This window comes from Streptomyces huiliensis, from assembly GCF_020037025.1.
Lineage (GTDB): Bacteria > Actinomycetota > Actinomycetes > Streptomycetales > Streptomycetaceae > Streptomyces > Streptomyces huiliensis.
Genome location: NZ_JAIQLH010000079.1, coordinates 1 through 26,282 on the forward strand (window position 1 = coordinate 1; position 26,282 = coordinate 26,282).

Sequence of the window (26,282 nt, forward strand, 5' to 3'; positions counted from 1 at the left end):
GGCGGTGCCGTCGGGGCGGACGAGCAGGGCGCCCGTGAGGTCGTCCGGGCCGCGGGCGACGCGGGCCAGGGCCACCGCCTCGCCGCGGGCGGCGGCCGTCAGGGCGCGGGTGAGGACGGGGCGGCCGGGGGCGGCCGCCGGGACGGGGGCGACCAGGACGTCCAGCGTCCCGCCGCAGGTCAGGCCCACGGCGAAGGCGTCGTCGTCGCTGTACCCGAACCGTTCCCGGAACACCGTCCCCTCCCGCAGCGCCCGTTCGCACAGCTCGTACACCGCCGCCTCGACGCAGCCGCCGGAGACGGAGCCGACGGCCCGGCCGCGGTCGTCGACGGCCAGCGCGGCGCCCGGGCCGCGCGGGGCGCTGCCGGTGACGGAGACGACGGTGGCGACGGCGAAACCGCGTCCGTCGGCGGCCCAGGCGGCCAGGTCCTCAGCGATGTCCAGCACGGTCCTGCTCCACGGGCGCGGCGGTCACGGACGCGGCGGTCACGGGCGCGGCGGTCACGGGCGCGGCGGTCACGGGCGCGGCGGTCACGGGCGCGGCGGTCACGGGCGCGGCGGTCACGGGCGCGGCGCCGCCGGCCAGGACGCGGTCGGGGCGGATCGGCAGGTCGCGGTGGCGGACGCCGGTCGCGTGCCAGACGGCGTTGGCGACGGCCGCGGCGGAGCCGACCGTGCCGATCTCGCCGATGCCCTTGATGCCGACGGGGTCGTCGGGGTCCGGGTCGTCCAGCCAGGCGACCTCGATGGCGGGGACGTCCGCGTGGGCCGCGACGTGGTAGCCCGCGAGGTCGGCGTTGACCAGGCCGCCCGAGGCGGTGTCCCGGACGGCCTCCTCGTGCAGGGCCATGGACAGGCCCCAGACCATGCCGCCGGTGAGCTGGTTGCGGGCGGTGAGCGGGTTGACGATCCGGCCGGCGGCGAAGACGCCGAGCATGCGGCGGACGCGGATCTCGCCGGTGCCCGGGTCGACGGCGACTTCGGCGAACTGGGCGCCGTACGCGTGCCGTTCGTACGCGGCGAGGGACCGCACCGCCTCTTCCGTGTTCGCGCGCACGGTCAGCCCCTCCGGCGGGATCCCGGCGCCCGAGGCGAGCCGGTCGCGCAGGTCGCGCGCCGCGAGTCGGACGGCCCAGCCCCAGGAGCGGGTGCCCATGGAGCCGCCGGCGACCCAGGCGTCACCGAAGTCGCTGTCGGCGATGAGGACGCGGACCCGGTCCGGCGCCACGTCGAGGGCGTCGGCGGCCAGTTGGGTGAGGGCGGTACGGGCTCCCGTCCCGATGTCCGCGGCGGCGATGCGGACGGTGAAGGCGCCGTCGGCGTGCGCGGTGGCGGTGGCGGTCGCCGGGAAGGCGCCGGTGAAGAAGGAGGACGCCGCCGTGCCGGTGCCGAGCAGCCACCGGCCGTCGCGGCGGACGCCGGGGCGCGGGTCGCGTCCGGCCCAGCCGAACCGGCGGGCCCCTTCAGTGAAGCAGTCGGCCAGGCGGTGCCCGGCGAAGGGGAGTCCCGAGACCGGTCCCGCGGCGGGCTCGTTGCGGGCGCGCAGCACGATCGGGTCCAGGCCGCACCGCTCGGCCAGTTCGTCGAGCGCACACTCCACGGCGAACGAGCCGGGGGCCTCGCCGGGCGCGCGCATGAAGGTGGGCGTGGGGACGTCGAGGGGCAGCACCCGGTGGACGGTGCGGTGGCCGCTCGCGTCGTACATGGACCGCGCGTACGCGGCGCTCGGCTCGACGAACTCGTGCACCGTGGAAGTGGCGCTGAGCGCCGCGTGGTCCAGGGCGCGCAGCCGGCCGTCCGCGCCGGCGCCCAGCCGGACACGCTGGACGGTGGCGCTGCGGTGGCCGATGAGCGAGAACGTCTGCCGCCGGGTGAGCGCGATGCGCACCGGCCGGCCGAGCACGGTCGCCGCCATGGCGGCGAGGACGAGGTGCGGGCGGGCCTGCGCCTTGCTGCCGAAGCCGCCGCCGACGTGCTCGGACCGCACGCGGACGTCGGCCGGGTCGAGGCCGAGGAGCTGTGCGAGGTCCCGGGCGGTCGCGTACGCGCCCTGGGTGGAGTCGACGACCTCCAGCCGCCCGTCCTCCCAGCGGGCCATCGCCGCGTGCGGCTCCATCGGGTTGTGGTGTTCCTCGGGGGTGGTGTACCAGGCGTCCACCACGATGTCGGAGGCGGCGAGTTCGGCCTCCACGTCGCCCTTCTCGGTGCGGCCGGGCCCCATGGCCGTGGTCTCCGCCGGGTGGCTGCCGGGGTGCCCGGGGCGGAGGGTGACGTCGTGCGGCTCGGTGTCGTACGTGACGACGAGCGCCTCCGCGGCCTCCCTCGCCTGCTCGGGCGTCTCGGCCACGACGCACGCGACCGGCCAGCCCGCGTGCGGCACCCGGTCGTGCTGGAGGATGCGCGTGGTGGCGTCGGGCCCGAAGGTGCCCGCGAAGTCCTCCTTCAGGCGCGGCGCGTTGCCGTGGTGCAGGACGGTGAGGACGCCGGGCATGGCCCGGACGGGCGCGTCGTCGACGGAACGGATCCGGCCGCGGGCCACGGTGGAGAGGACGATCCAGCCGTGCGCGAGCCCGTCGGCGGGGTGGTCGGCGGCGTAGCGGGCGGCGCCGGTGACCTTGTCGCGGCCTTCGACGCGGAGGTGGGAGGCGCCGACGGACGGGGTGGCGGGGGTGGTGGCCGCGGGGGCGGTCGTCGCGGTGGTCATCAGGCAGCGGCCTCCTCGGTGAGTGCGGTCAGGACGTCGACGACCAGGTCGCGCAGCAGCGGCAGTTTGTAGCCGTTGTGCGGCAGGGGCCGGGCGGCGGCCAGTTCCGCGTCGGCGGCGGCGGCGAAGGCGGCGGCGTCGGCGGGACCTCCGGTCAGGGCCTGTTCGGCGCGGCGGGCCCGCCACGGGTGGGAGGCGACCGCGCCGAAGGCGAGCCGCGCCTCGCGGACGACGCCGTCGCGGACGTCGAGCGCGGCGGCGAGCGAGCCGATCGCGAAGGCGTACGACGCGCGGTCGCGCACCTTGCGGTAGCGGGACGCGCCGGGCGGTGCCGGCGGCAGGACGACGCCGGTGACCAGCGCGCCGGGCGGCAGCGCGGTCTCCTGGTGCGGGGTGTCGCCGACCGGCCGGTAGAACGCGGTGAGGGGCAGCTCGCCGGGTCCGTCCGCCGTCTCGTAGGTGACGACCGCGTCGAGGGCGGCCAGGGCCACGGCCATGTCGGACGGGTGGACGGCGACGCAGTGCGCGGAGGCGCCGAGGACGGCGTGGTTGCGGTGCTCGCCGGCCACCGCGGCGCAACCGCTGCCGGGCGCACGCTTGTTGCAGGGCGCGGCCTCCGTCGCCCCGGCGGTGAAGTAGCCGCAGCGGGTGCGCTGGAGCAGGTTCCCGCCGACGGTGGCCATGTTGCGCAGCTGCCCGGAGGCGCCGGCGAGGACGGCCTGCGTCAGCATCGGGTAGCGGCGCCGCACTTCGGGGTGGGCGGCCAGGTCGCTGTTGGTGACCGTCGCGCCGACTCGCAGGCCGCCGTCGGCGGTGGTCTCGATCCGGTCGAGGGGCAGGTCGCGCAGGTCGACGAGGAGGGCGGGCCGCTCGGCGCCGGTCTTCATCAGGTCGACGAGGTTGGTGCCGCCGCCGAGCGGGCGGGCCTCGGGGTCGGCCGCGAGCAGGGCCACCGCGTCGGCCGTGGCGGCGGCGCGGTGGTAGCGGAACTCCCTCACGCCACCACCTCCGACTCCGCGCCCGCGGCCCGCGCGACGGCCCGGACGATCGTCGGGTACGCGCCGCAGCGGCACAGGTTGCCGCTCATCCGCTCCCGGATCTCGGCGTCGGTGAGGGCGGGCGGACCCGCCTCGGGGCGGACGTCGGCGGTGGCGGCACTGGGCCAGCCGGCCGCGTGCTCGTCGAGGACGGCGAGGGCCGAGCAGATCTGCCCGGGGGTGCAGTAGCCGCACTGGTAGCCGTCGAGTTCGAGGAACGCCTGCTGGACGGGGTGCAGCCGGTCGCCGTCGGCGACGCCCTCGATGGTGGTGATCGCCCGCCCTTCGGCGGCGACGGCGAGCTGTAAACAGGCCACGGCGCGCCGGCCGTCGAGCAGCACGGTGCAGGCGCCGCACTGCCCTTGGTCGCAGCCCTTCTTGGTGCCGGTCAGGGCGAGGCGCTCGCGCAGGGCGTCGAGGAGGGTGGTGCGGTGGTCGACGGTGAGGGTGTGCGGGGTTCCGTTGATGTGCAGGGTGATGACGCTGGACGTCGCTTCGGTCATGGGGCCCTTTTCGGCTCTCGGCAGGGGGTTTCCACGGGGGTTCGGCGGACGGGTGCGCGGCACGGGTGGCGCCGGAAGAGGCGGGCCGCGGGCCGTCGGCCGTTCCGACGGCCGTCTCGGCCGGTGGAGCTCGGCCACTAAAATGGGACTGTGCGGTGGGCAGTTGTCCGGAGGACGCGCGTAGCGGACAGCTGTCCGGATACTCGAACCTAGCGGACGGCCGCCGGACGGGCAAGAGTTGGGAATCGGAGCGGGTACGGAGAGAGGGCGAGGACACGCGTGCGGACGACGGTGCCAGAGCAGGACGGCGAACCCCCGCACCGGCGCGCGGACGCCCGGCGCAACCGCGAACGCATCCTGGCGGCGGCGCTGGAGGAGCTGACACACTCCCCCGCCGTCGCGCTCAGCGTGATCGCGAAGAAGGCCGGCGTCGGACAGGGGACCCTCTACCGGAACTTCCCCGACCGGGAGGCGCTCATCCTGGAGGTCTACCGCTTCGAGGTGCAGCAGGTGTACGAGGCCGCCCGCCGGCTGCTCGCGACCCGGCCGCCCGAGCGGGCCCTGCGCGAGTGGCTGGACCGGCTGGCCCGCTACGCGGCGGCCAAGGCGGGCCTGGCCGACGCGATGCGCGAGGCCACCCGCGCCCCCGCCACCCCGGCCCGCTGGGGCCACGCGCCCATCACGGACGCCATCGAACTCCTCCTGGAGGCCAACGAGAAGGCCGGCGCCATCCGCCCCGGCGTGACGCCCGACGACTTCCTCCTCGCCATCGCCGGCCTCTGGCACATCGGCGCCCGCCCCGACGCCGAGGAGCGCGTCGGGCGCCTCTTCGACCTGGTCACGGACGGGCTGCGGGCGGGCGCCCCCGGGCGTCGCGGCGGGACGGGCTGACGGCCCGGCGGTTCACCCCGCCGCAGCGACGGAGGTCTTCCTGCGGGCGCGGTACGCCGCGGCCTTGATCTTGTTGCCGCAGGACTCCATGCCGCACCACTGGCGGCGCATGCCGCGCGAGCGGTCGACGTAGACGCGGGTGCACTCGGGGTTGCCGCACTCCTTGAGCAGGGGCACGTCCGGGCCGCTCAGCAGCTCCACCGCGTGCCGGGCGACGGCCGCCAGCGCTTCGCGCTGCGTCGCCGAGGTCCAGCGCCCGGAGCGGGTCAGCCGGGGCGCGGCGGGCGCCTTCGCCGCCGCGTCGTTGACCGCGGCCAGCGCCTCGTCGGCGAAGTCCGCGCCGCGGCGCCGGTCGGTGACCAGCCGGTAGACGGCCTCGCGCACGGCCGCCGCCCGCTCGACGTCGGCCCGCCGGGCGGGCGAGACGGCGTCGACGAGGCCGGACTCCACGTACCACGCGTCCAGCCGGTCCGGCGTCGCGAACATCTCGAACCGCAGCGTGCGGCGCGCCCGGAGCGTGGCCGCGAAGTCCAGGGCCGGGTGGCCGCACACGAAGACGTGGTCCGGATTCACGTCACCATCCTGGCGGGTGATCCCGGCACCCGCAAGGACGGTCGTCGCGGTCGGAGCCGCTCAGGCGTCCGGCGCCCCCGTCTCCGTCAGCCTCCCGTCCGCGACCCGCAGCCACCGGTCGACGCCGATCCGCCCGAGGAACCGCTCGTCATGGCTGACCACCACGAACGCGCCGCGGTAGCAGGCCAGGGCACTCTCCAGCTGCCCGACGCCGACCAGGTCCAGATTGTTCGTCGGCTCGTCCAACAGCAGGAGCTGCGGCGCCGGTTCGGCGCACAGGACGCAGGCGAGCGTGGCGCGCAGCAGTTCGCCGCCGGAGAGGACGCGGACGGGCAGGTGGGCCCGGGGGCCGCGGAACAGGAACCGCGCGAGCAGGTTCATCCGTTCCGCCTCCGGCCGGTGCGGGGCGGCGGCCGCGAAGTTCTCGGCCACCGTACGGCCCGGGTCGAGCAGGTCGAGGCGCTGCGACAGGGAGGCGATCCGCCCGTCGGCCCGCCGGACGGTGCCGCCGTCCGGGGCGAGTCCGCCCGCGATCAGCCGCAGCAGCGTGGTCTTGCCCGCGCCGTTGGGCCCGGTGAGCGCGATGCGCTCGGGCCCGCGGACCGTGAGGTCGACGCCGTCCCCCGTGAACAGCTCGCGCTCGCCGCGGCGGACCCGCAGCCCCTCGCCCAGGACGAGGGTGCGGCCGGCGGGGACGTCGGTGTCGGGCAGCTCCAGGACGAGCCGCTGCTCGTCCCGCAGGGCGCGGCCCGCCTCGTCCAGCCGGGCCTGTGCCTCGTGGACGCGCGTGGCGTGCGTCTGGCCGGCCCGGCCGGCGGACTCCTGGGCGCCGCGCTTCATGTTCCCGGCGAAGATGCGCGGCAGGCCGGCGTTCTTGAGGTTGCGGGCGGCGTTGCTCGCCCGCTTCTCGGCCCGTTCCCGGGCCTGCTGCATCTCGCGCTTCTCCCGCTTCAGCTCCTGCTCGGCGTTGCGGACGTTCTTCTCCGCGACCTCCCGCTCGTTCCGGACGGCCTCCTCGTACCGGCTGAAGTTGCCGCCGTAGGTCCGCAGTTCGCCGCGGTCGAGTTCGGCGATGCGCTCCATGCGGTCGAGCAGGGCGCGGTCGTGGCTGACGAGCAGCAGGGTGCCGTTCCAGTCCGCGAGGACGTCGTAGAGCTTGTGGCGCGCTTCGAGGTCGAGGTTGTTGGTCGGTTCGTCCAGCAGCAGCACGTCGGGACGCTTGAGCAGCTGCGCCGCCAGGCCGAGGCTGACGATCTGGCCGCCGCTGAGCGTGCCCAGGGTGCGGTCGAGGGCGAGCCCGCCGAGGCCGAGCCGGTCGAGCTGGGCGCGGGTGCGCTCCTCGACGTCCCAGTCGTCGCCGATGGTCGTGAAGTGCTCTTCGCCCACGTCGCCGGACTCGACGGCGTCGATGGCGCGGATCACCGCGTCGATGCCGAGGATCTCGGCGACCGTCGGCTCCCCGGTGAGGGGCAGGGTCTGCGGGAGGTACCCGATCGCGCCCTGGACGGTCAAGGAGCCGCCGGTGGGCCGGAGTTCACCGGCGATCAGCTTGAGCAGGGTGCTCTTGCCGGAGCCGTTGGGCGCGACGAGCCCCGTGCGGCCCGCGCCGACGGTGAAGGACAGGTCCTGGAACACCGGGGTCTCGTCGGGCCAGGAGAAGGACAGCCGGGAGCAGATGACGGAAGCGTCGGACATGGAGACGACCTCGTGTGGAGCAGAGGGCAGAGCTCTCCCCCGGGAAACCGCGGTACGGAAGCCGTGGCGTGGAGAGCACTGCGCCTGGAACAGGAAAAGGGGACGGCGAGACGGACCACCGCGGCGGCGTCGCCCAAGGCGCGCCCGCCGGTGGCCGGTCGGGTCCGGGTATCACCCGGAGATGTCGTCGTCCACCACCATGTCCGGTCTCCTCTACGCAAGATCACTGACGGCGCCCACCCTACAAGCTGTCCCGCAACTGTCAATGTAGCGGTGTCGATCGACGGCACGGCCCCCCGGCCGCGGCGTTTGTCGTGCCATACGGGCATGGCGCTGCCGGCGAGAGTTTCAGAGGGCGTTGAGGTTCACCGCGGAGGCGATGGCGTGGGACCCGGCTTCGTTGGGGTGCAGGCCGTCTTGGAAAACGTAGCCGGGGCGCGGCAGGGTGGGGTCGGCGGGGTGGGCGAGGGCACGGTCGATGTCGAGGACGGAGTCGTACGCGCCGCTGGTGCGAATCCAGTGGTTGACCGCGGCCCGGACCTTCTCGCCCCGCTCGCTGTAGACGGGGAAAAGGGCGCCCTTCATGGGCAGGATGGTCGCGCCGACGGCCTTGACACCGCGGGCGTGGGAAGCGCGGATCAGCTCTTTATGGGCCTTGATGATCTGGTCCGCGGTCACGTGGGGTGCGGGGTCCATGCAGGGGTCGCCCATCTCGGGGGCGCCGATGTCGTTGCCGCCCAGATGAATGATCACCGCGCGCACGCCAGGGCGGTCGAGTACGTCGCGCCGGAAGCGGTCGGTGGCCTTGTCCCCGTAGCAGGGGGAGCCGTTGAGGATCCGGTTTCCGGCGATGCCGGCGTTGACCACGTCCAGCGGGCGGTGGGCGGCAGCGAGGCGTTCGGCGAGCTTGTCCGTGAAGCGGTTGTCAGCGCCGGGCGTGGCTCCTGTCCCGTCCATGAGTGAGTCCCCGAAGGCGACCACGGTGCCGCGCTGCGGGGAGGCTCCGCCGGACACTTCCACACCGCTGAGGAAGTACCAGGCGTTCGTGGACGTCTTGAAGGCGTCGCCGCCGGAGTCGGCCAGATGGCGTCCGGAGGCGCGGTACGAGGTGGCAGTGGTGTACCGGTGGAAAGTGGCTGGACCGGTACGGTCGGCGACGTACAGGGTGACGGTCAGCTTCTCCAGCGGGGAGGTGCTCAGGGCCTCGGCATCGCTCACGATGTCACGGCCCGGGGCGATGGTGGTGCCCTGAGCCCCGCCGAACGTCAGCTCGCGTGCTGTGCCTGGCCAGACCCGGGCGTCGCCGGCGGACCGGCCGACGGTCGCGGCGGTGATCCGCAGCGGAGAGGTGCCGTACGAGTTGGACAGCCTGATCCTCAGCGTGGAGCCGCCGGTCGTCACGCGGACCACTTGACGTACGGACTGGTCGGCGAACCCCTGCCGCGACCAGTTGGGCCCCCAGTCTTCGCTGCCCTCGACGGGCCGCTGCATGGCTGTGCCCCATGCCCCGGTCCACACCGGACCTTCGGGGGCGCGCGACTGCTGCCGCGCGTCCTCGTGTGCCACGGCTGCCGCCGAGACAACGAGCGCGGTGAGCACCGCCGTGCCGGCGGCGAGCATGCCTCGTCGTCCCTTCTTCCACAGCCGCGGCTTCGCTGAATGCATCAGGATCTCCTCGGTAAAAAAAGAGTGATGAGGAGATCTCAGCGTCCTTCGAGCCGGAGATCAGCGGGGCTGGCCCCCGAATCCGCCTTCGGGTTAACCCCACATGGGGCCGAGGCCGGGCCCGCGCGCGTTCCGCCAGGTGACGAGCGATGAGCCGGAACGGTGGAGGCGCTCAGTCACCTGCTGGAGCCGAGCAGCCCAGTGCGGTGATCGACGCGGCTGGTTTCGTCACGGCGTCGGAGTCGTCCCGGATATTTCCGTTCACCGGGCTCAGCCCGCGCTGCTTCCGGGTACGGCCACCCGAAGCGGTTTTCGTCCGGCTCAGAGCGCCAGGTCCCACGCCAGGCAGGCGAGGTGGGTGCGCACCTCGGGGCCGCCGGGGCCGTACTCCGGAGGCTCCGGCGAGGCCGCCTTCTCCTCCACCAAGTCCTCGTAGGCGATCCGCTCGGGCAGCGCACCGAACCGCGCGTGGCGCGCCGCCGCCTCGTCGTCCCTCATGTCCCCGCTCCTTCCGCTTAGCTGACTGACAGTCAGAGTCGGTCCGCGTCGACGACGGCCCGGGCGAACGCCTCGGGCGCCTCCTGGGGCAGGTTGTGCCCGACGCCCTTCAGGGTCCGGTGGTCGTACGGACCGGTGAACCGGTCCCGGTAGGCGGGGCCGGCACCGGCCCAGAGGCCGCGCGCCTTCCCGAACGTGCGCCGATTGATCACGCCAAGCCCTCCGTGCGTGCGAAGTGCCTGCGCCCGCCGGGGGCGTGCCGACGACTATGGCACGCCGCGCGTCACCGGTCAAACAGGTGACGTCCGGCAACTCACCGCAGACTGGCGCTGTTTGGTCGGGGGTGCGGGGGCGGAGCTCCCGCAAGAAACGGTGAAAGGGCGGGACAGGGGCCACTCCCCCTCACCCCCCACGCAGGACCACATCCGCCCGCGCCCGCAACCCGCCCACCGCGAGCCGGTGCTCCTCGACCGCCTGCCACCCGCGGTCCGGGAGCGGGCCCCCTACTCCGACACCTCCCGCACCTCCCCCGACCCCAGCGCGACCACCGCCCGCACCCGCATCGGTTCCTCCCCGCGCCGGGACAGCAGCGCGATCTCCTCCACCTCGGCCGACAGCGCCCCGAGCCGGGCCGCGCACGCGGCGGCCAGGGTGCGCGGCTCGGTGGTGCGGCCGAGGGAGAGGTGCGGGACGAAACGGTCGCCGCGGCCGGGGCGGAGGGGGACGCGGGACGTCAGCTCGGCGTGCAGGAGCGCCCAGGGGGCCAGGCCGGCCGCCGCCGGGTCGAGCCACACCGTGGCGTACCGCCGGTGCCGGAAGTACCGGACGCCCGCCAGCCGCGCCGGGAAGGCCGGGCACTCGGCCGCCGCGGCGGAGAGCAGCGGCAGGGCGCGCCCGAACACCTCCTCGGGGACGAAGCCGAACAGCAGGTTCACGTGCGGCGGCCACCGCCGCACCTGCGGGTCGTGCTCCCGGCGGATGTCCTGGATCGCCGGCCAGAGCGCGCGCGGCGGCAGCCACGCCACGGCCGTCCGGGCCGTCGGTGCCGTCTCCGCTAGCGGATCGCCGTCCACGTACCCATGATCCCGGCCGCATCCGGATCGCACGAGTCGGACAGCCGTCGTCCCGCGAGACCCGGCCGCCCCACGTGTCCCACCTCACCATCCGAATCGCGAACTCCCCTCCTCCGGAAGCCCCGCACCCTCTACGCTGGCCGGAGCAGCCGGTTCGCCCCGCCCGCCAGACGGGAGCGTCGCAAGAGGGAACCCGGTGGGAATCCGGGACTGCCCCGCAGCGGTGAGCGGGAACGACCGCCGTCATACGCACTGGGCCCGACGTACGGGGCCTGGGAAGCGACGGCCAGTAGGTGCCTCGTACGTCACGAGGCGCGCCCGCGAGTCCGAAGACCTGCCGACTGCCCGTGTGCGGACCGTTCCGTACGCGGACATCCCGGTGACCTCGAGGGCGGGTCGGCGTACACACCAGACGGCACGACCGCGCCTTTGCCGCGCGGGGTCGCGGCCGTCCGGTCCGTCGCACCCTTCGCGCTCTCGTCCCGCACCGGGATCTCAGGGATCCATCTCGCGAAGGAGATCTCCGTGACAGCGAAGTCCGCAGCCGCGGCAGCACGGGCCACCGTGTACGGCTACCCCCGCCAGGGCCGGAACCGGGAACTGAAGAAGGCGGTCGAGGGCTACTGGAAGGGCCGCGTGACGGCCGACGCCCTCCGGGACACCGCCGCCGAGCTCCGGCGGGGCAACTGGCGGCAGCTCGCCGACGAAGGCGTCCACGAGGTGCCCACCGGCGACTTCTCGTACTACGACCACGTCCTCGACACCACCGTCATGGTCGGCGCGATCCCCGCCCGGCACCGGGCCGCCGTCGAGGCGGACGCCCTGGGCGGGTACTTCGCGATGGCGCGCGGCACGCAGGACGTGGCGCCGCTGGAGATGACCAAGTGGTTCGACACCAACTACCACTACCTGGTGCCGGAGCTGGGCCCGGACACCGTGTTCCGCGCCGATCCGGCCGAGCAGGTAGCGGAGTTGGGGGAGGCGCTCGCCCTCGGCCTGACGGCCCGTCCGGTCCTCGTCGGCCCGGTCACGTACCTGCTGCTCGCCAAGCCCGCCCCGGGCGTGGCCGCGGACTTCGACCCGCTCACCCTGCTGGACCGGCTGCTGCCGGTGTACGCCGAGGTCCTGGCCGCCCTGCGGGCGGCCGGCGCCGAGTGGGTGCAGCTGGACGAGCCGGCCCTGGTCCAGGACCGCACCCCGGCCGAGCTGAACGCCGCCGCCCGCGCCTACCGCGAGCTCGGCGGCCTGCCCGGGCCCGACCGGCCCAAGCTGCTCGTCGCCTCCTACTTCGACCGGCTCGGCGACGCGCTTCCCGTCCTGGCCAAGGCGCCGGTGGAGGGGCTCGCCCTGGACTTCACCGAGGCCGCCGCCGCCAACCTCGACGACCTCGCCGCCGTCGGCGGGCTGCCCGGCAAGCGGCTGGTCGCCGGGGTCGTCAACGGCCGCAACATCTGGGTGAACGACCTGGAGAAGTCCCTCGCCACCCTGGGCACGCTGCTCGGGCTGGCGGACCGGGTGGACGTGTCCGCCTCCTCGTCCCTCCTCCACGTCCCGCTCGACGCCGCCCTGGAGCGCGACATCGAGCCGCAGATCCTGCGCTGGCTGGCCTTCGCGCGGCAGAAGACGCGGGAGATCGCGATCCTGGCCAAGGGCCTCGGCCAGGGCACCGACACCATCGCCGCCGAACTGGCCGCCAACCGGGCCGACCTGGCCTCCCGCGCCGGTTCCCCGATCACCCGCGACCCGGCCGTACGGGCGCGCGCGGCGGCGGTGACGGAGGCCGACGCCCGCCGGTCCCAGCCGTACGCCGAGCGGGCCGGCGCGCAGCGGACCCGCCTCGGCCTGCCGCTGCTGCCGACCACGACCATCGGCTCCTTCCCGCAGACCGGCGAACTCCGCGCCGCCCGCGCCGACCTGCGCGCGGGCCGGATCGGCACGGCCGGCTACGAGGAGCGGATCGGGGCCGAGATCCGGGAGGTGATCTCCTTCCAGGAGAAGACCGGTCTCGACGTCCTCGTGCACGGCGAGCCCGAACGCAACGACATGGTCCAGTACTTCGCCGAGCGGCTCACCGGCTACCTCGCCACCCAGCACGGCTGGGTGCAGTCGTACGGCACCCGCTACGTCCGTCCGCCCGTCCTGGCCGGCGACATCTCCCGCCCGGAGCCGATGACCGTGCGCTGGACGACGTACGCGCAGTCGCTCACCGACCGTCCGGTCAAGGGCATGCTCACCGGCCCGGTCACCATGCTCGCCTGGTCGTTCGTGCGCGACGACCAGCCCCTCTCCGACACCGCACGGCAGGTCGCCCTCGCCCTGCGCGACGAGGTGGAGGACCTGGAGGCGTCCGGCACGTCGGTGATCCAGGTCGACGAGCCGGCGCTGCGCGAGACGCTGCCCCTGCGTGCCGCCGACCGACCCGCGTACCTGACCTGGGCGACGGAGTCCTTCCGCCTCACCACGAGCGGCGTCCGCCCGGACACCCAGATCCACACGCACATGTGCTACGCCGAGTTCGGGGACGTCGTCCAGGCCATCGACGACCTCGACGCCGACGTCATCAGCCTGGAGGCGGCCCGTTCGCACATGCAGGTCGCCCGCGAGCTGGCCGCGCACGGCTATCCGCGGGAGGCGGGTCCCGGCGTCTACGACATCCACTCGCCGCGCGTGCCGAGCGCGGAGGAGGCGGCGGAGCTGCTGCGCACCGGGCTGAAGGCGATCCCGGCCGAGCGGCTGTGGGTCAACCCGGACTGCGGGCTGAAGACCCGCGGCTGGCCGGAGACCCGGGCCTCGCTGGAGAACCTGGTGGCCGCCGCCCGGACCGTCCGCGGCGAACTGTCCGGCGGCTGAGAGGCGGACGGGCCCGCCGGCCCGCCTGGGCGGTCCGGCGGGCCCGTCCGGGCGGGTCAGCGGTGGCCGAAGCGCGGCGGCCGCTTCTCGACGAACGCCGTCATCCCCTCCTTCTGGTCCTCGGTCGCGAACACCGCGTGGAACAGCCGGCGTTCGAAGCGCACGCCCTCGGCGAGGGTGGTCTCGAAGGCGCGGTTGACGCTCTCCTTGGCCATCATCGCGACCGGCGCCGACATCCCCGCCACGGTCTCGGCCACGCTCAGCGCCTCGGCGAGCAGCTCGCCGGCCGGGACGACGCGGGAGACGAGCCCGGCCCGTTCGGCCTCGGCCGCGTCCATGGTGCGGCCGGTGAGGCACAGCTCCATGGCCTTGGCCTTGCCGACGGCCCGGGTCAGCCGCTGCGAGCCGCCGATGCCCGGGATGACCCCGAGCTTGATCTCCGGCTGGCCGAAGACCGCCGTGTCGGCGGCGAGCACGATGTCGCAGAGCATGGCGAGTTCGCAGCCGCCGCCGAGCGCGTAGCCGGAGACGGCGGCGACGGTGGGCGTGCGCAGCGCGCCGAGCCGGTCCCAGGCGGTGAACCAGTCGCCGAGGTACATGTCGGTGTAACTCCGCGGCCGCATCTCCTTGATGTCCGCCCCGGCGGCGAACGCCTTCTCCGACCCGGTGATGACGACACAGCCGACGTCCGGGTCCCGGTCGAGGGCGGCGGTGGCGTCCACGACCTCGTCCATCACCTGGAGGTTGAGGGCGTTGAGCGCCTTGGGGCGGTTGAGGGTGAGGAGAGCGGTGCGGCCCTTGCGTTCGACCAGGATGGTCTCGTAGGGCGGCGTGCCGTGCGGGTCCGTCACGCGTGCTCCCCTTCCGCCGGCTGCCCGGAGTTGTCCCGTATCACGCGGAAGATCCCGGAGAAGTCCTCCTCGGCCCCCCTGCCCTCGGCGAACGCGGTGTACAGCTCGGCCGCGCGCAGCCCGAGGGCGGCGTCCACGCCGCCGGCCCGGATGGCGTTCGCGGCGAGGCGGAGGTCCTTGGCCATCAGCGGGGCGGAGAAGCCGGGGCGGTAGTCGCGGTTGGCCGGGCTGGCCGGGACCGGGCCGGGCACCGGACAGTTGACGGTCAGGGCCCAGCACTGCCCGGAGGACGTGGACGCCACGTCGAACATGGCCTGCTGGGAGAGGCCGAGGCTCTCGCCGAGGACGAACGCCTCGCTGATGGCGATCATCGAGATGCCGAGGATCATGTTGTTGCAGATCTTGGCGGCCTGCCCGGCGCCCGCCGGCCCGCAGTGCACGGTCTTGCGGCCCATCCCGGCCAGCACCGGCTCGGCCTCCGCGAACTCCGCCGCGTCGCCGCCGGCCATGAACGTCAGGGTGGCGGCCTCGGCGCCGAACACGCCGCCCGAGACGGGGGCGTCCAGGGCCCGGTGCCCGGCCGCGCGCGCCGCCTCGTGGGCAGCGCGGGCGTCGGCGACGTCGATCGTCGAGCTGTCGACGAAGAGGGTGCCGGGCCGGGCGGCGGCCAGCAGCCCGCCGTCCGTGTAGAGGTCGAGGACGTGCCGTCCCGTCGGCAGCATGGTGAACACGAGGTCGGCGTCCGCGACGGCCTCGGCGGCGGACGCGGCGGGCCGGACGCCGGCCTTGGCGGCGGCCTCGACGGCCTCCGGGACCAGGTCGAAGCCGGTGACGCGGTGTCCCGCCTTCACCAGGTTGGCGGCCATCGGGCCGCCCATGTTGCCGAGGCCGACGAAGCCGACGGTCTTCACCGTCACGGGCGTCGTCTCGTTCGCTGGGGTCGCAGTCACCAGGGCACCTCCTGTAGTGGACCGTCACCGGGGGCCAGGGTGAGCTCCCGGTCGCCGAGCGGGGCGAAGAAGCGGTCGACGTCCTCGGCGGAGACGTCGGCGAGCGTGGCGGGCGTCCAGCGCGGGTTCCGGTCCTTGTCGACGACCTGGGCGCGGATGCCCTCCACCAGGTCCAGCGTGGTGAGCGCGGCGCAGGAGACGCGGTACTCCTGCTCCAGCACCCGTTCCAGCCGGCCCAGCGCGGGGGCGCGCCGCAGCGCGGCGAGGGTGACCTTGAGTGCGGTGGGCGACTTGCCGAGGATCGCCTCGGCGGCCTCCTTGGCGGCCGGGTGTCCACTGCCCTGGAGCCGGTCGACGATCTCCTCGACGGTGTCGGCCGCGTAGCAGGTGTCGATCCACTCCCGGTGCGCCGCCAGCACGCCCTCCGGCGGCGACGTGACGAACCCGGGCAGGACCTCGTGGACGGGCCGGTGGGCGAGGGCGGCGGTGAGGGCGGGCAGGTGTGCGGCGGGGACGCAGAGGTCGGCGAGGCCGCAGAGCAGCGCGTCGGCGGCGCCCACTGCGCCGGCGGTCAGCGCGAGGTGGGTGCCGAGTCCGCCGGGGGCGAGGGAGAGCAGGTAGGTGCCGCCGACGTCGGGGACGAAGCCGATGCCGGTCTCGGGCATGGCCAGGCGGGAGCGTTCGGTGACGATCCGGACGCTGCCGTGGGCGGAGACGCCGATGCCGCCGCCCATGACGATGCCGTCCATGACGGCGACGTACGGCTTGGGGTAGCGGGCGATGCGGGCGTTGAGCCGGTATTCGGCGCGCCAGAACGCCGCCGAGGCGTCGCCGCCCGCGCGGGCGTCGTCGTGGATGGCGCGGATGTCGCCGCCCGCGCAGAGGCCGCGGTCGCCGGCGCCGGTGAGGACGACGGTCCGTACGGCCGGGTCGCGTTCCCAGGTGTCGAGGGCCTCGGCGATCCGGTCGACCATGGGGTGGGTGAGGGCGTTGAGTGCCTTGGGGCGGTTGAGGGTGATGTACGCCGCGTGCCCCTCGGTGCGGAGGAGGACGGAGTCGTCGGCCCTCGTCGCGCCGGCGCTCGTCGCGTCGGTCATGACCGGACCCCCGCCGTGAGGCCGCGGGCGACGATGAGGCTCATGATCTCGTTGGTCCCTTCCAGGATGCGGTGCACGCGGAGGTCGCGGACTATTTTCTCGATGCCGTACTCGCTGAGATAGCCGTAGCCACCGTGGAGTTGGAGAGCGCGGTCGGCGACGGAGTAGCCGGTGTCGGTGGCGAACCGCTTTGCCATGGCGCAGAGTTCGGCCGCCTTGGGGTCGCCGCGGTCCAGGGCCTCGGCGGCCTGCCGGACGAGGGCGCGGGCCGCGGCCAGTTCGGTGGCCATGTCGGCGAGGCGGAACTGGAGGGCCTGCGCCTCCAGCAGCGGGGCGCCGAACGCCTCCCGGTCGGCCAGGTACTCCAGGCTGCGGTGCAGGGCGCTGCGCGCGCCGCCGAGGGAGCAGGCGGCGATGCCGAGGCGGCCGCCGTTGAGGCCGTTCATGGCGATGCGGAAGCCGTCGCCCTCGGCGCCGAGCAGCCGGTCGGCGGGGATCCGGACGCCGTCCAGGACCACCTGGCGGGTGGGCTGGGCGTTCCAGCCCATCTTCCGTTCGTCGGGGCCGAAGGACAGGCCGGGGTCGTCGCGTTCGACGACGAACGCCGAGACGCCGCGGGGTCCTTCGGCGCCGGTGCGGGCCATCACCACGTACACCTCGGAGGCGCCGGCGCCGGAGATGAACTGCTTGACGCCGGTGAGGACGTAGTGGTCGCCGTCGCGGACGGCGCGGGTGCTCAGCGCGGCGGCGTCGGAGCCGGCGCCCGGCTCGGTGAGGCAGTAGCTGCCGGGCCGGTCCAAGGAGCAGAGGGCGGGCAGCCAGCGGGCGCGCTGGGCGGCGTCGCCGTAGCGGTCGATCATCCAGGCGACCATGTTGTGGATGGACAGGTACCCGGCGATGGACGGGCAGCCGGTGGCCAGGACCTCGAAGACCAGGACGCCGTCGGCGCGGGTGAGGCCGGAGCCGCCCGCGTCCTCGGACACGTAGACGCCGCCGAGGCCGAGGGCGGCGGCCTTGCGGAGGACGTCGAGGGGGAAGTGCTTGTCCCGGTCCCAGGCGACGGCGTGCGGGGCGAGGTGCTCCTGCGCGAAGTCCAGCGTGGTCTCGACCAGGGCGAGCTGGTCGTCGGTGAGGAGGGTGGTCATCGCGCTCACGCCATCGTGGGGAGGGTGAAGCTCGCGCCCTCCTTGACCCCGGAGGGCCAGCGCGAGGTGACGGTCTTGGTGCGGGTGTAGAAGCGGATGGCGTCCGGGCCGTGCTGGTTGAGGTCGCCGAAGCCGGACCGCTTCCAGCCGCCGAAGGTGTGGTAGGCGACCGGGACGGGGATCGGGACGTTGACGCCGACCATGCCGGTCTCGACGCGGCGGGTGAAGTCGCGGGCGGTGTCGCCGTCGCGGGTGAAGAGGGCGACACCGTTGCCGTACGGGTGCTCGCCGGGCAGCCGCAGCGCCTCCTCGTAGTCGGCGGCGCGGACGACGGAGAGGACCGGGCCGAAGATCTCCTCCTGGTATATCCGCATGTCGGGGGTGACCCGGTCGAAGAGGGAGGCCCCGGCGAAGAAGCCGTTCTCGTGTCCGGGAAGGCGGAATCCCCGCCCGTCCACGACGAGTTCGGCTCCCTCTTCGACGCCCAGGTCGACGTAGCGGCGGACACGGTCGACGGCGTCCCGTCCGACCAGCGGGCCGAAGTCGGCCCCGGGGTCGTCCGAGCGACCGATCCGGAGCCCGGCGATCCGCTCGGTCAGCCGGGCGACGAGGGCGTCGGCGGTCTCCGTACCGACGGGCACGGCCACGGACACGGCCATGCACCGCTCCCCCGCCGAGCCGTAGCCGGCGCCGACGAGGGCGTCGGCGGCCTGGTCGAGGTCGGCGTCCGGCATCACGATCAGGTGGTTCTTGGCGCCGCCGAAGCACTGGGCGCGCTTGCCGTGCACGGCGGCGGTGGCGTAGACGTGTGCGGCGACGGGCGTCGAGCCGACGAAGCCGAGCGCCTTGACGCGGGGGTCCGCCAGCAGCGTGTCGACGGCCTCCTTGCCGCCGTTGACGACGTTCAGCACGCCCGGCGGCAGTCCGGCCTCCAGGAACAGTTCGGCGAGCCGGAGCGGTACGGACGGGTCGCGCTCGGACGGTTTGAGGATGAAGGAGTTGCCGCAGGCGAGGGCGGGTGCGGCCTTCCACAGCGGGATCATCGCGGGGAAGTTGAACGGTGTGATGCCCGCGGTCACGCCGAGGGGCTGCCGCAGCGAGTGGACGTCGATGCCGGTGCCGGCGTTGTCGGTGAACTCGCCCTTGATCAGGTGCGGCACGCCGGCGGCGAACTCGACGACCTCAAGACCCCGTTGGATGTCGCCGTGCGCGTCGGCGACGGTCTTGCCGTGCTCGCCCGACAGCAGCCGGGCCAGCGCGTCCTTTTCCTTCTCTACGAGGTCGAGGAACCGCAGCAGGACGCGGGCGCGGCGCTGCGGGTTCCACTCCCCCCACGCGTGCTGGGCCTCGGCGGCGTCGGCGATGGCGCTCTCGGTCTCGGCGCGGCTCGCGAGGGGCACGCGGGCCTGGATCTCACCGGTGTTGGGGTCGTACACGTCGCCGTAGGCGCCCGAGGTTCCGGGGGTGTGCTTGCCGGCGACGAAATGGGTCAGTTCGCGGACCATGGAAGCCTGCTCTCGTCAGGTCTCGACAGGTGGGATCCGGGGATGGCACGGCGGAGGCGCGGGCCGCTGCGGGGCCCGCACACGAAGCCGTGGGACGCGAAGGGGTGACGGGCCGTCAGGCGGCGGGCGGTACCGCTCGCCGCGCCGGATCACCTGGGTCGTGGAAACGGACCGGTGCCATGCGTGTCTGCTCCATCCTCGTGGACAACACGGAACGACCGCGCGGCCGGTATCCTGACTCCCGGATCACCACGCGCTTTCCGCCTTCCCGACGTCGCGTCGCCGCGCCGTCAGTGACGTCCTTCCTGTCGGCGACCGCCGTGTACGGACGGCCTGTCGCCGGTGAAAACGCGCTCCCCGGTCACAGTGGCGGGACCGTGCCGGATTCACACCGGCTTCCCTGCACCGCGGGCTTGTTGGCCTGACCATATAGTTGGACGTCCTAGTAAGTCCAGGGTCAACGGGCCGCCGCGGACCCGGAGGTGGGGTCACGCGGGCTCGCCCGGACGCGGACGCGCCGGGCGAGAGCGGGTCGCCGCCGAGGCGGACTACTCGGCGTAGGGCTGGTCGGTTCCGGTGGCGCTGTAGCCGAGGCTCCAGACGTAGCCGTCCGGGTCGGCGAAGGTGCCGCCGTACCCGCCCCACGGCAGGGCGCCGGCGGGCTTGAGGATCGTGGCACCGGCCGCACGGGCCTCCTCCATGACCTCGCCGACCCGTGCCTCGCTCCGGACGACGTAGGTCAGGACCAGCCCGCTGAAGCCCCTGCCCTCCGCGTCCGTGCCCACCAGGTCGGCCAGCCCCTCGCGGCCGTAGAAGCCGACCGGCGAGGCGCCGTCCGACGCGAAGAACACCGAGACGCCGTAGTCGTTCCGGATCTTCCAGCCGAGTCCCTCGGTGTAGAACCGCTTGGCCCGGTCCATGTCCCGGACGCCGAGGAGGATCGAGCTGACGTGCGCTTTCATGACGTACTCCTTGTGCCGCGGAGGTCTGTGTGCCGGATGCCGGGCCGGGCCCGGCTGCCGATGACCTTCACGCTAGGGGCCGCGGGGCGGCCGGGGCTTCTCGATTCCTGACCGGTCGCGAGACGTGCTTCGCCACGCACGCCGGCATCCCCTCGACGTCGATCGCCGGGCCCGCCGGACCCGTCGTATCCACCGCGCCCGCCGCGCCCGCCGCCTGGCGCCGGAAGGCCCCGGGCGGCATGCCGACCAGCTCGGTGAAGCGGGTGGTGAACGTCCCCAGCGACGCGCAGCCGACCGTGAAGCAGACCTCGGTGACGCTGAGGTCGCCCCGCCTCAGCAGGGCCGTCGCCCGCTCGATGCGACGCGTCATCAGGTACGAGTACGGCGACTCACCGTAGGCGGCCCGGAACTGCCGGCTCAGGTGCCCGGCGGACATGTTCACGGCACGCGCGAGCGCCTCCACGTTCAGCGGCTGCGCGTAGTCCCGGTCGATCCGGTCGCGGACGCGGCGCAGCCGGGCGAGATCGGCCAGGCGCTGCGCCTCGACGCGCGCACGCCGCCATTCGGACTGACACACGGGAACCCTTCCCCTCCGGAGCTCAGCGCAGTTCCTGGATGCGGACCAGGTTGCCCGCGGGGTCGCGGAACGCGCAGTCGCGGACGCCGTACGGCTGCTCGGTCGGCTCCTGGACGACCTCGGTGTCACCGGCCTGCACCTTCTCGAACGTGGCGTCGAGGTCCGGGGTGGCCAGCAGGATCCAGCCGTACGTGCCCTTGGCCATCATCTCGGTGATCGTGCGGCGCTCGTCCTCGGTGATGCCGGGGTCGGCGGCGGGCGGCGCCAGCAGGATCGACGTGCCCGGCTGACCGGCCGGGCCGACCGTGATCCAGCGCATCCTGCCCTGCCCGACATCGCTGCGGACCTCGAAGCCGAGCACGTCGCGGTAGAAGGCGAGCGACGCGTCCGGGTCGTCGTGCGGGAGAGCGGTGGTGTGAATGGTGATGTCCATGGTGAGCAGGCTAGAGGCGGCTCCGCACACCGCGCTTCTCGATTCCTGACCGATCCGGATATGCCAGGACGTCGACGGCTCAACGTCGGCCGCGCCACGGCTGCCACCTCATGACGCCAAGCTGAGCCACCACACCCTTGCGATGGCACCACTATGATGCCATCATCACGACGTGGACAGCGCGCGCGGAATCCGCCGCATCCACCCTTCCACTGACGCGCATTCTTCGACCAGCCGGCACCCGCCACACATACGTACGCCGACGCGACAGCACCGATGACACACCTTTGGCGCCAATGACGCCATCGACGAGCGACTTCCCACGGAGGACACCGTGCACCACGAACCGTCGCCCCACGCCCCGGCCGACGAGCCCGTCACGCTCCCCACCCAGCGCGCCGCCGGCTGCCCGTTCGACCCGCCCGCCGGGCTGGCGGAGCTCCGCGAGGAGCGGCCGCTGGCCCGGATGAGGTATCCCGACGGGCACCTCGGCTGGCTGGCCACCGGCTACTCCGCGGTCCGCTCGGTCCTCGCGGACCCGCGCTTCAGCTCGCGGTACGAGCTGCTGCACCTGCCCTTCCCCGGCGGCCCCGAGGGCCCGCCGCCGCCCGCCGTGGTCGGCGACATGACCGGGATGGACGCACCCGAGCACACCCGCCTGAGGCGGCTCCTGGCGGGCAAGTTCACCGTCCGCCGCATGCGGCGGCTCACCGAACGGGTCGAGGAGATCACCGCCGAGCACCTGGACGCGATGGAGCGCCGCGGCCCGGGCGTCGACCTGGTCGAGGCGTTCGCCCGCCCTCTCCCCGCGCTGGTCATCTGCGAGCTGCTGGGTGTCCCCTACGCCGACCGGGAGCGCTTCCAGGGGCACGCCCACGCGCTCATGTCCAGGGAGTCGACGCCCGAGGAGGTGATGGCCGCGTACGCCGGACTCCAGGAGTACATGGCCGAACTGGTCGCCGCCCAGCGCGCCGCGCCCTCCGACGACCTGCTCGGCGACCTGGCCCGGGACTCGGACCTCAGTGACGACGAGCTGGCCGGCCTCGGGGGCTTCCTGCTCGCCGCCGGGCTCGACACCACCGCCAACATGCTCGCCCACGGTACGTTCGCCCTGCTCACCACCCCGGGCCGGGCCGACGCCCTGCGCGCGGACCCGGAACTCGCCCCGCGGGCCGTCGAAGAGCTGATGCGCTACCTGACGATCGCCCACACGACCGTGCGGTCCGCGCTGGAGGACGTCGAGCTGGAGGGCAGGACCATCAGGGCGGGCGACAGCGTCACCCTCTCCCTGGAGGCCGCCAACCGGGACCCGGGCCGGTTCCCCGACCCCGACGTCCTCGACCCGCACCGCACGGCCACCGGGCACCTGGGCTTCGGCCACGGCATCCACCAGTGCCTGGGCCAGCAACTGGCCCGCGTGGAACTGACGGTGGCCCTGCCCGCACTGCTCGGCCGGTTCCCCACGCTGCGCCTGGCCGTACCGGCCGAGGACATACCCCTGCGGACGCACATGAACATCTACGGCGTCCACCGGCTGCCGGTCACCTGGGACGAGGTCTGACCTCGTGGACATCCGAGTCGACCGCACCCGCTGCCTCGGCGCCGGCATGTGCGCCCTGACGGCCCCTCAGGTCTTCGACCAGGACGAGGACGACGGCCTCGTCCTCCTCCTGGACGCCCACCCGCCCCAGGACCGGCACACGGCGGTCCGCACCGCCGCCGGCATCTGCCCGGCCTCCGCCATCACCCTCACGGAGCCGGGTTCCCCGCCCCACCCGTGACGGCCGCGCGGCGCTCGCCGCCGTTGTGCTCCTGCCAGAGGCGGTAGACCTCGACGGCGGCGTCCCGGGGCTCGTGGCGCATGGGCAGCCGGCGCTCGTCCCACGGCTTGGCGAACTCCTCGTAGAAGCTGCCCAGTTCGAAGTACTTGCGGTCGTCGACGTAGTGCGGCTCGTAGGCGTCGCGGGTGGTGAGGAAGACGACCTCGTCCGGGGAGCAGTAGTACAGCGAGCCCAGGCACATCGGGCACGGGTGGGCCAGGACGTAGATGGTGGTGCCGGTGAGGTGCTCGGTGCCGAGCTTCGTGCAGGCCGCGCGGATGGCGAGGATCTCCGCGTGGGCGGTGGGGTCGCCGGTCTGGGCGACCCTGTTCGGGCTCTCGGCGAGGATCTCGCCGTCCTTGACGATGACGGTCGCGAACGGGCGGCCGCCCTCGGCGACGTTCCGGCGGGCGAGGTCGATGGTGCGCTGGATGAAGTCCATGGGGGTGGCCGGGGCCTTTCGGGGGTCGGGGGGGGGTGGACGGAGGGGGGCGGGGCCGGTGTGGCCCCGCCCCCTCGCGGGTCAGAAGGGCTTGGTCGGCAGGTACTTGCCGTCCAGGGTGATGACGGCCCGCTCGCCGCCGTCGGGGTCGGCGACCTTCCGCACGTCCAGCTTGAAGTTGATCGCGGAGATGATGCCGTCGCCGAACTGCTCGTGGACCAGGGCCTTGAGAGTGGTGCCGTAGACCTGGAGCATCTCGTGGAAGCGGTAGATCGTCGGGTCGGTGGGGATGCCGCCGGGGATCGAGCCGCGGGTCGGGATGGTCTGCAGCAGCAGCGCCGCGTCGTCGTCCAGGCCCAGCAGCTCGGCGACGGCCTCGGCGGACTCCCGCGGCAGCGGGTGCTGGCCGAGGACGGCGGCGGTGGTGAAGGCGACCGACAGGCCGGAGGCGTCGGCCACCTGCTGCCAGGAGAGGTCCTTGCGGATCTTGGCGTCCACGGCCTGGGCGGCCAGGGCCTCGCGTGCGGTGGGGTCGAACTGGGCGTGCACCATGAGAGGGCTCCTTGTGTAGGGGGGAAGAAAGGGGTCAGGAAGCGAGGGCGGTGCCCGCGCCGGTGGCGTCGAGCTCCTCGACGCGCCCGGAGGCGATGTCGAAGACCCAGCCGCGCAGGGTCACCGTCCGCTCGGCCAGCGCCCGGGCCACGGAGGGGTGGGTGGCCAGGTTCACGAGCTGCGCGGACACGTTCCGGCGGACCAGGGCGGCCACCGCGTCCGGGCCGGCCGCCGGGCCTGCGGCGCGGGCCACGGCGGCGTCCGCGTGCCGCAGCCAGCCGGCGACCACCGGCGCGCCGCCGAGGTCGTGGCCTTCGGCCAGGGCGGTCATCGCGCCGCAGGCGGAGTGCCCGCACACCACGATCTCGGTCACGCCCAGCACGGCGACGGCGTACTCGATGCTCGCCGCCACCCCGTCGGCGCCGGGCGTGTAGGCGGGGACGAGGTTTCCGGCGGTGCGGACGACGAAGAGCTCGCCCGGCTCGCCCTGGGTGATCAGCTCGGGTACGACGCGGGCGTCCGAGCAGCCGATGAACAGCGTGTGCGGCGCGTGATGCGTGGCCAGGCGGGTGAAGAGGTCCGCCTTGGCCGGGAAGACGTCGCGCTGGAAGCGGGCGACGCCCTCGGCGAGGTCCTGCATGGGTCACTCCTTCGGTAGCCGCCGGGCCCTCGGGGACCGGCAAGAACCACCCTGCACGACCTGCACCTATAGCGTCCAAGAGTTGCTCGCCATGACTCCTATAGGCACCATCTATACTCCGCTCATGGCCGCCCTGGAACTGCGTCACCTGCGCTATCTGCTCGCCGTCGCCGAGCACGGCAACTTCACCCGTGCCGCCGAGGAGCTGCACATCTCCCAGCCCACCCTGTCCCAGCAGGTCAAACAGCTCGAACGCACCCTCGGCGTGCAGCTGCTGGACCGCACCGGGCGCGCGGTACGGCTCACCGACGCCGGCGCCGTCTACACCGACCACGCCCGGCGGGCCCTGCGCGACCTGGCCGCCGCCGAGCGCGCCGTCCACGACGTCCGGGACCTCTCCCGCGGCCACCTGCGGCTCGCGGTCACCCCCACGTTCACCGCCTACCTCGTGGGCCCGCTCACCGCCGAACTCCACGCCCGGCACCCCGGACTCACGCTGACGGTCCGGGAGATGACCCAGGACCGCGTCGAGGCCGCCCTCCTCGCCGACGACCTCGACGTCGGCATCGCCTTCGCCGGCCCCCACCTGCCCGGCATCGCCGCCACACCGCTGTTCACCGAGACCCTCACCCTGGTCAGGGCGGCCGGGCACACTCCCGCGCCGGCGGACCCGCTACCGCTCGGCGCCCTCCGGGACGAGCGACTGGCGCTGCTGAACACGGACTTCGCGACCCGGACCCACATCGACGCCTACTTCGCCGACCACCGCGTCACCCCGCGCGTCACCGTCGAGGCCGACTCCCTCCAGGCCCTCACCGAGATCGTCCGGCGCACCGACCTGGCCACCGTCCTGCCCGACGCCATCACCCACGACCACCCCCACCTCGTCCCCGTCCCGCTCACCCCGCCCCTCCCCACCCGCACCGTCACCCTCCTCCGCCGCGACGGCGCGTACCACAGCGCCGCCTGCCACGCCTTCGCCCGGCTCGCGCACGACCTCGTCCGGAGCCGCGGCTACGCCCCACCGCGGTGATCCGCGCCGAGCGCGCGCAGACGGGCGCCCTCGTGTCCAGAGTGTCCGGTTGGCCAATACAGCGGCGCGAACACGTCATGTCGCACAACCGTCCGATCTGCGTCCTCGCCGGCGGTGGCAGACTCGGTCCGCCGTCCCCGGCAGGAGCCGGCGGACGCCCATCCGGCGAAAGGAGGCCCTCTCGATGAAGAAGAGGGTCAGCGCACTCCTCGCGGTTGCCACGCTCGCCACCCTGACGCTCGCCGGCCAGGCCGGCGCGGCACCGGACACCCACACCGCGGCCGACGGCGCGAGAGCGACGACCACGGTGAGAATCAAGGCCACGCGGATCCTGGAGGCAACCGCCGTGCTGGAGCACGGCCAGTCGTGGAGCTCCGACACGGCCACGCTGGTCATGCAGACGGACGGCAACCTCGTCGTCTACGACGAGTTCGGCCGGGCCCGGTGGAACACCGGCACCGTCGGCCAGGGGTGGCGGGCGGTCTTCCAGACGGACGGCAACTTCGTCGTCTACACCCGCTCCGGCAAGGCGGTCTGGAACTCGAAGACCGCCGGGCACCCCGGCTCCCGGCTCGCCGTCCAGGACGACGGCAACGTCGTGATCTACGACGGCAGTCAGGCCATCTGGAACACCCGCACCGCGCATTGAGCGAGCCCGTCGGCGGGCGGACCGGTGGCCGGTCCGCCCGCCGACGGCGTGCCAAGCCCCCCTTGCCCTGCTGACCAGCTCTTTCACCCTGCGGGAACGGGTGAAAGTGGTTCTCCTCCGCCCAGGCGACCTGTACG

The 26,282-nt window shown here is 73.8% G+C and carries 26 protein-coding genes, 1 pseudogene and 2 riboswitches; of the genes and pseudogenes, 6 read left to right on the plus strand and 21 right to left on the minus strand.

Features of this window, described 5'->3' with window-relative positions:
* The 4 genes from JNW98_RS15835 to JNW98_RS15850 form a co-directional block, all read right to left on the minus strand.
* On the minus strand, positions 1-447 hold a 447-nt coding region (locus tag JNW98_RS15835), incomplete at its 3' end, for an XdhC family protein (protein ID WP_223768867.1).
* A complete protein-coding gene (locus JNW98_RS15840) occupies positions 431-2,704 on the minus strand; it encodes a xanthine dehydrogenase family protein molybdopterin-binding subunit (RefSeq protein WP_223768868.1) in 2,274 nt (757 codons plus the stop codon). The genes JNW98_RS15835 and JNW98_RS15840, both read right to left, overlap by 17 nt.
* Positions 2,704-3,702 carry an FAD binding domain-containing protein gene (locus JNW98_RS15845; RefSeq protein ID WP_223768869.1) on the minus strand — a complete coding sequence of 333 codons (999 nt, stop codon included), beginning with the start codon at positions 3,700-3,702 and terminating at the stop codon, positions 2,704-2,706. The genes JNW98_RS15840 and JNW98_RS15845 overlap by 1 nt, the downstream gene beginning before the upstream one ends.
* On the minus strand, positions 3,699-4,244 hold the full coding sequence (locus tag JNW98_RS15850) for a 2Fe-2S iron-sulfur cluster-binding protein (protein WP_223768870.1): 546 nt from the start codon (positions 4,242-4,244) through the stop codon (positions 3,699-3,701). Before JNW98_RS15850 ends, JNW98_RS15845 begins: the two co-directional genes overlap by 4 nt.
* A 279-nt stretch (positions 4,245-4,523) precedes the next feature.
* Here JNW98_RS15850 and JNW98_RS15855 point away from each other — a divergent pair, with 279 nt between their 5' ends.
* Complete coding sequence (locus JNW98_RS15855; protein ID WP_308015613.1) at positions 4,524-5,135, plus strand: TetR/AcrR family transcriptional regulator; 612 nt, start codon at positions 4,524-4,526, stop codon at positions 5,133-5,135.
* Between the two features lie 12 nt (positions 5,136-5,147).
* On the opposite strand, the gene JNW98_RS15860 is transcribed toward JNW98_RS15855, so the two are convergent.
* The 6 genes and pseudogenes from JNW98_RS15860 to JNW98_RS15885 form a co-directional block, all read right to left on the minus strand.
* Positions 5,148-5,708, minus strand: a complete 561-nt coding sequence (locus JNW98_RS15860; protein WP_223768871.1) for a CGNR zinc finger domain-containing protein — start codon at positions 5,706-5,708, stop codon at positions 5,148-5,150.
* 60 nt (positions 5,709-5,768) lie between these two features.
* Positions 5,769-7,403 (minus strand): ribosomal protection-like ABC-F family protein, encoded by a 1,635-nt coding sequence (abc-f, locus tag JNW98_RS15865; protein ID WP_223768872.1) that lies wholly within the window; start codon positions 7,401-7,403, stop codon positions 5,769-5,771.
* Positions 7,404-7,751: 348 nt separating this feature from the next.
* A complete protein-coding gene (locus JNW98_RS15870) occupies positions 7,752-9,068 on the minus strand; it encodes an SGNH/GDSL hydrolase family protein (RefSeq protein ID WP_223768873.1) in 1,317 nt (438 codons plus the stop codon).
* A gap of 321 nt (positions 9,069-9,389) precedes the next feature.
* Positions 9,390-9,566, minus strand: a complete 177-nt coding sequence (locus JNW98_RS15875; RefSeq protein ID WP_223768874.1) for a hypothetical protein — start codon at positions 9,564-9,566, stop codon at positions 9,390-9,392.
* Positions 9,567-9,598: 32 nt separating this feature from the next.
* A pseudogene (locus JNW98_RS15880) lies at positions 9,599-9,733 on the minus strand (alpha/beta hydrolase); the annotation flags it as partial.
* A 336-nt stretch (positions 9,734-10,069) separates the two neighbouring features.
* Positions 10,070-10,639 (minus strand): 2'-5' RNA ligase family protein, encoded by a 570-nt coding sequence (locus JNW98_RS15885; RefSeq protein WP_223768875.1) that lies wholly within the window; start codon positions 10,637-10,639, stop codon positions 10,070-10,072.
* 133 nt (positions 10,640-10,772) lie between these two features.
* Positions 10,773-10,995: riboswitch (cobalamin riboswitch) on the plus strand.
* A 169-nt stretch (positions 10,996-11,164) separates the two neighbouring features.
* Here JNW98_RS15885 and metE point away from each other — a divergent pair.
* Positions 11,165-13,489 (plus strand): 5-methyltetrahydropteroyltriglutamate--homocysteine S-methyltransferase, encoded by a 2,325-nt coding sequence (gene metE, locus JNW98_RS15890; protein WP_223768876.1) that lies wholly within the window; start codon positions 11,165-11,167, stop codon positions 13,487-13,489.
* 56 nt (positions 13,490-13,545) lie between these two features.
* On the opposite strand, the gene JNW98_RS15895 is transcribed toward metE, so the two are convergent.
* The 8 genes from JNW98_RS15895 to JNW98_RS15930 all read right to left on the minus strand — a co-directional run bounded on the left by JNW98_RS15895 (position 13,546) and on the right by JNW98_RS15930 (position 21,009).
* On the minus strand, positions 13,546-14,340 hold the full coding sequence (locus tag JNW98_RS15895) for an enoyl-CoA hydratase (protein ID WP_223768877.1): 795 nt from the start codon (positions 14,338-14,340) through the stop codon (positions 13,546-13,548).
* Positions 14,337-15,290, minus strand: a complete 954-nt coding sequence (gene mmsB, locus JNW98_RS15900) for a 3-hydroxyisobutyrate dehydrogenase (RefSeq protein WP_223768878.1) — start codon at positions 15,288-15,290, stop codon at positions 14,337-14,339. Before mmsB ends, JNW98_RS15895 begins: the two co-directional genes overlap by 4 nt.
* Positions 15,287-16,387 carry an enoyl-CoA hydratase/isomerase family protein gene (locus JNW98_RS15905; RefSeq protein ID WP_223768879.1) on the minus strand — a complete coding sequence of 367 codons (1,101 nt, stop codon included), beginning with the start codon at positions 16,385-16,387 and terminating at the stop codon, positions 15,287-15,289. The genes mmsB and JNW98_RS15905 overlap by 4 nt, the downstream gene beginning before the upstream one ends.
* A complete protein-coding gene (locus JNW98_RS15910; RefSeq protein ID WP_223768916.1) occupies positions 16,384-17,532 on the minus strand; it encodes an acyl-CoA dehydrogenase family protein in 1,149 nt (382 codons plus the stop codon). Before JNW98_RS15910 ends, JNW98_RS15905 begins: the two co-directional genes overlap by 4 nt.
* Positions 17,533-17,537: 5 nt before the next feature.
* Positions 17,538-19,037, minus strand: coding sequence for a CoA-acylating methylmalonate-semialdehyde dehydrogenase (locus JNW98_RS15915; protein ID WP_223768880.1), 1,500 nt, complete (start codon positions 19,035-19,037; stop codon positions 17,538-17,540).
* 207 nt (positions 19,038-19,244) lie between these two features.
* A riboswitch (cobalamin riboswitch) is annotated at positions 19,245-19,482 on the minus strand.
* Positions 19,483-19,585: 103 nt separating this feature from the next.
* Positions 19,586-19,999 (minus strand): VOC family protein, encoded by a 414-nt coding sequence (locus JNW98_RS15920; RefSeq protein WP_223768881.1) that lies wholly within the window; start codon positions 19,997-19,999, stop codon positions 19,586-19,588.
* Between the two features lie 67 nt (positions 20,000-20,066).
* Positions 20,067-20,576 carry a helix-turn-helix transcriptional regulator gene (locus tag JNW98_RS15925; RefSeq protein WP_223768882.1) on the minus strand — a complete coding sequence of 170 codons (510 nt, stop codon included), beginning with the start codon at positions 20,574-20,576 and terminating at the stop codon, positions 20,067-20,069.
* Between the two features lie 22 nt (positions 20,577-20,598).
* Complete coding sequence (locus tag JNW98_RS15930) at positions 20,599-21,009, minus strand: VOC family protein (protein ID WP_223768883.1); 411 nt, start codon at positions 21,007-21,009, stop codon at positions 20,599-20,601.
* 334 nt (positions 21,010-21,343) lie between these two features.
* Between JNW98_RS15930 and JNW98_RS15935 the strand changes: the two genes are divergently transcribed.
* A complete protein-coding gene (locus JNW98_RS15935) occupies positions 21,344-22,570 on the plus strand; it encodes a cytochrome P450 (protein WP_223768884.1) in 1,227 nt (408 codons plus the stop codon).
* Positions 22,571-22,574: 4 nt separating this feature from the next.
* The gene (locus JNW98_RS15940; RefSeq protein ID WP_223768885.1) at positions 22,575-22,790 is read left to right on the plus strand and encodes a ferredoxin; all 216 of its coding nucleotides are present in this window, start codon (positions 22,575-22,577) and stop codon (positions 22,788-22,790) included.
* Here the strand turns inward: JNW98_RS15940 and JNW98_RS15945 are convergent.
* From JNW98_RS15945 to JNW98_RS15955, 3 genes are all read right to left on the minus strand, one after another.
* On the minus strand, positions 22,759-23,271 hold the full coding sequence (locus JNW98_RS15945; RefSeq protein ID WP_223768886.1) for a nucleoside deaminase: 513 nt from the start codon (positions 23,269-23,271) through the stop codon (positions 22,759-22,761). The genes JNW98_RS15940 and JNW98_RS15945 overlap by 32 nt on opposite strands.
* A gap of 81 nt (positions 23,272-23,352) precedes the next feature.
* A complete protein-coding gene (cynS, locus tag JNW98_RS15950) occupies positions 23,353-23,823 on the minus strand; it encodes a cyanase (RefSeq protein WP_223768887.1) in 471 nt (156 codons plus the stop codon).
* 34 nt (positions 23,824-23,857) lie between these two features.
* Positions 23,858-24,463 carry a carbonic anhydrase gene (locus tag JNW98_RS15955; RefSeq protein WP_223768888.1) on the minus strand — a complete coding sequence of 202 codons (606 nt, stop codon included), beginning with the start codon at positions 24,461-24,463 and terminating at the stop codon, positions 23,858-23,860.
* Between the two features lie 124 nt (positions 24,464-24,587).
* On the opposite strand from JNW98_RS15955, the gene cynR reads away from it, so the two are divergent.
* Positions 24,588-25,496, plus strand: coding sequence for a transcriptional regulator CynR (gene cynR / locus JNW98_RS15960; RefSeq protein WP_308015614.1), 909 nt, complete (start codon positions 24,588-24,590; stop codon positions 25,494-25,496).
* A gap of 184 nt (positions 25,497-25,680) precedes the next feature.
* Positions 25,681-26,145 carry a hypothetical protein gene (locus JNW98_RS15965; RefSeq protein ID WP_223768889.1) on the plus strand — a complete coding sequence of 155 codons (465 nt, stop codon included), beginning with the start codon at positions 25,681-25,683 and terminating at the stop codon, positions 26,143-26,145.
* The last annotated feature ends 137 nt before the right edge of the window (positions 26,146-26,282 follow it).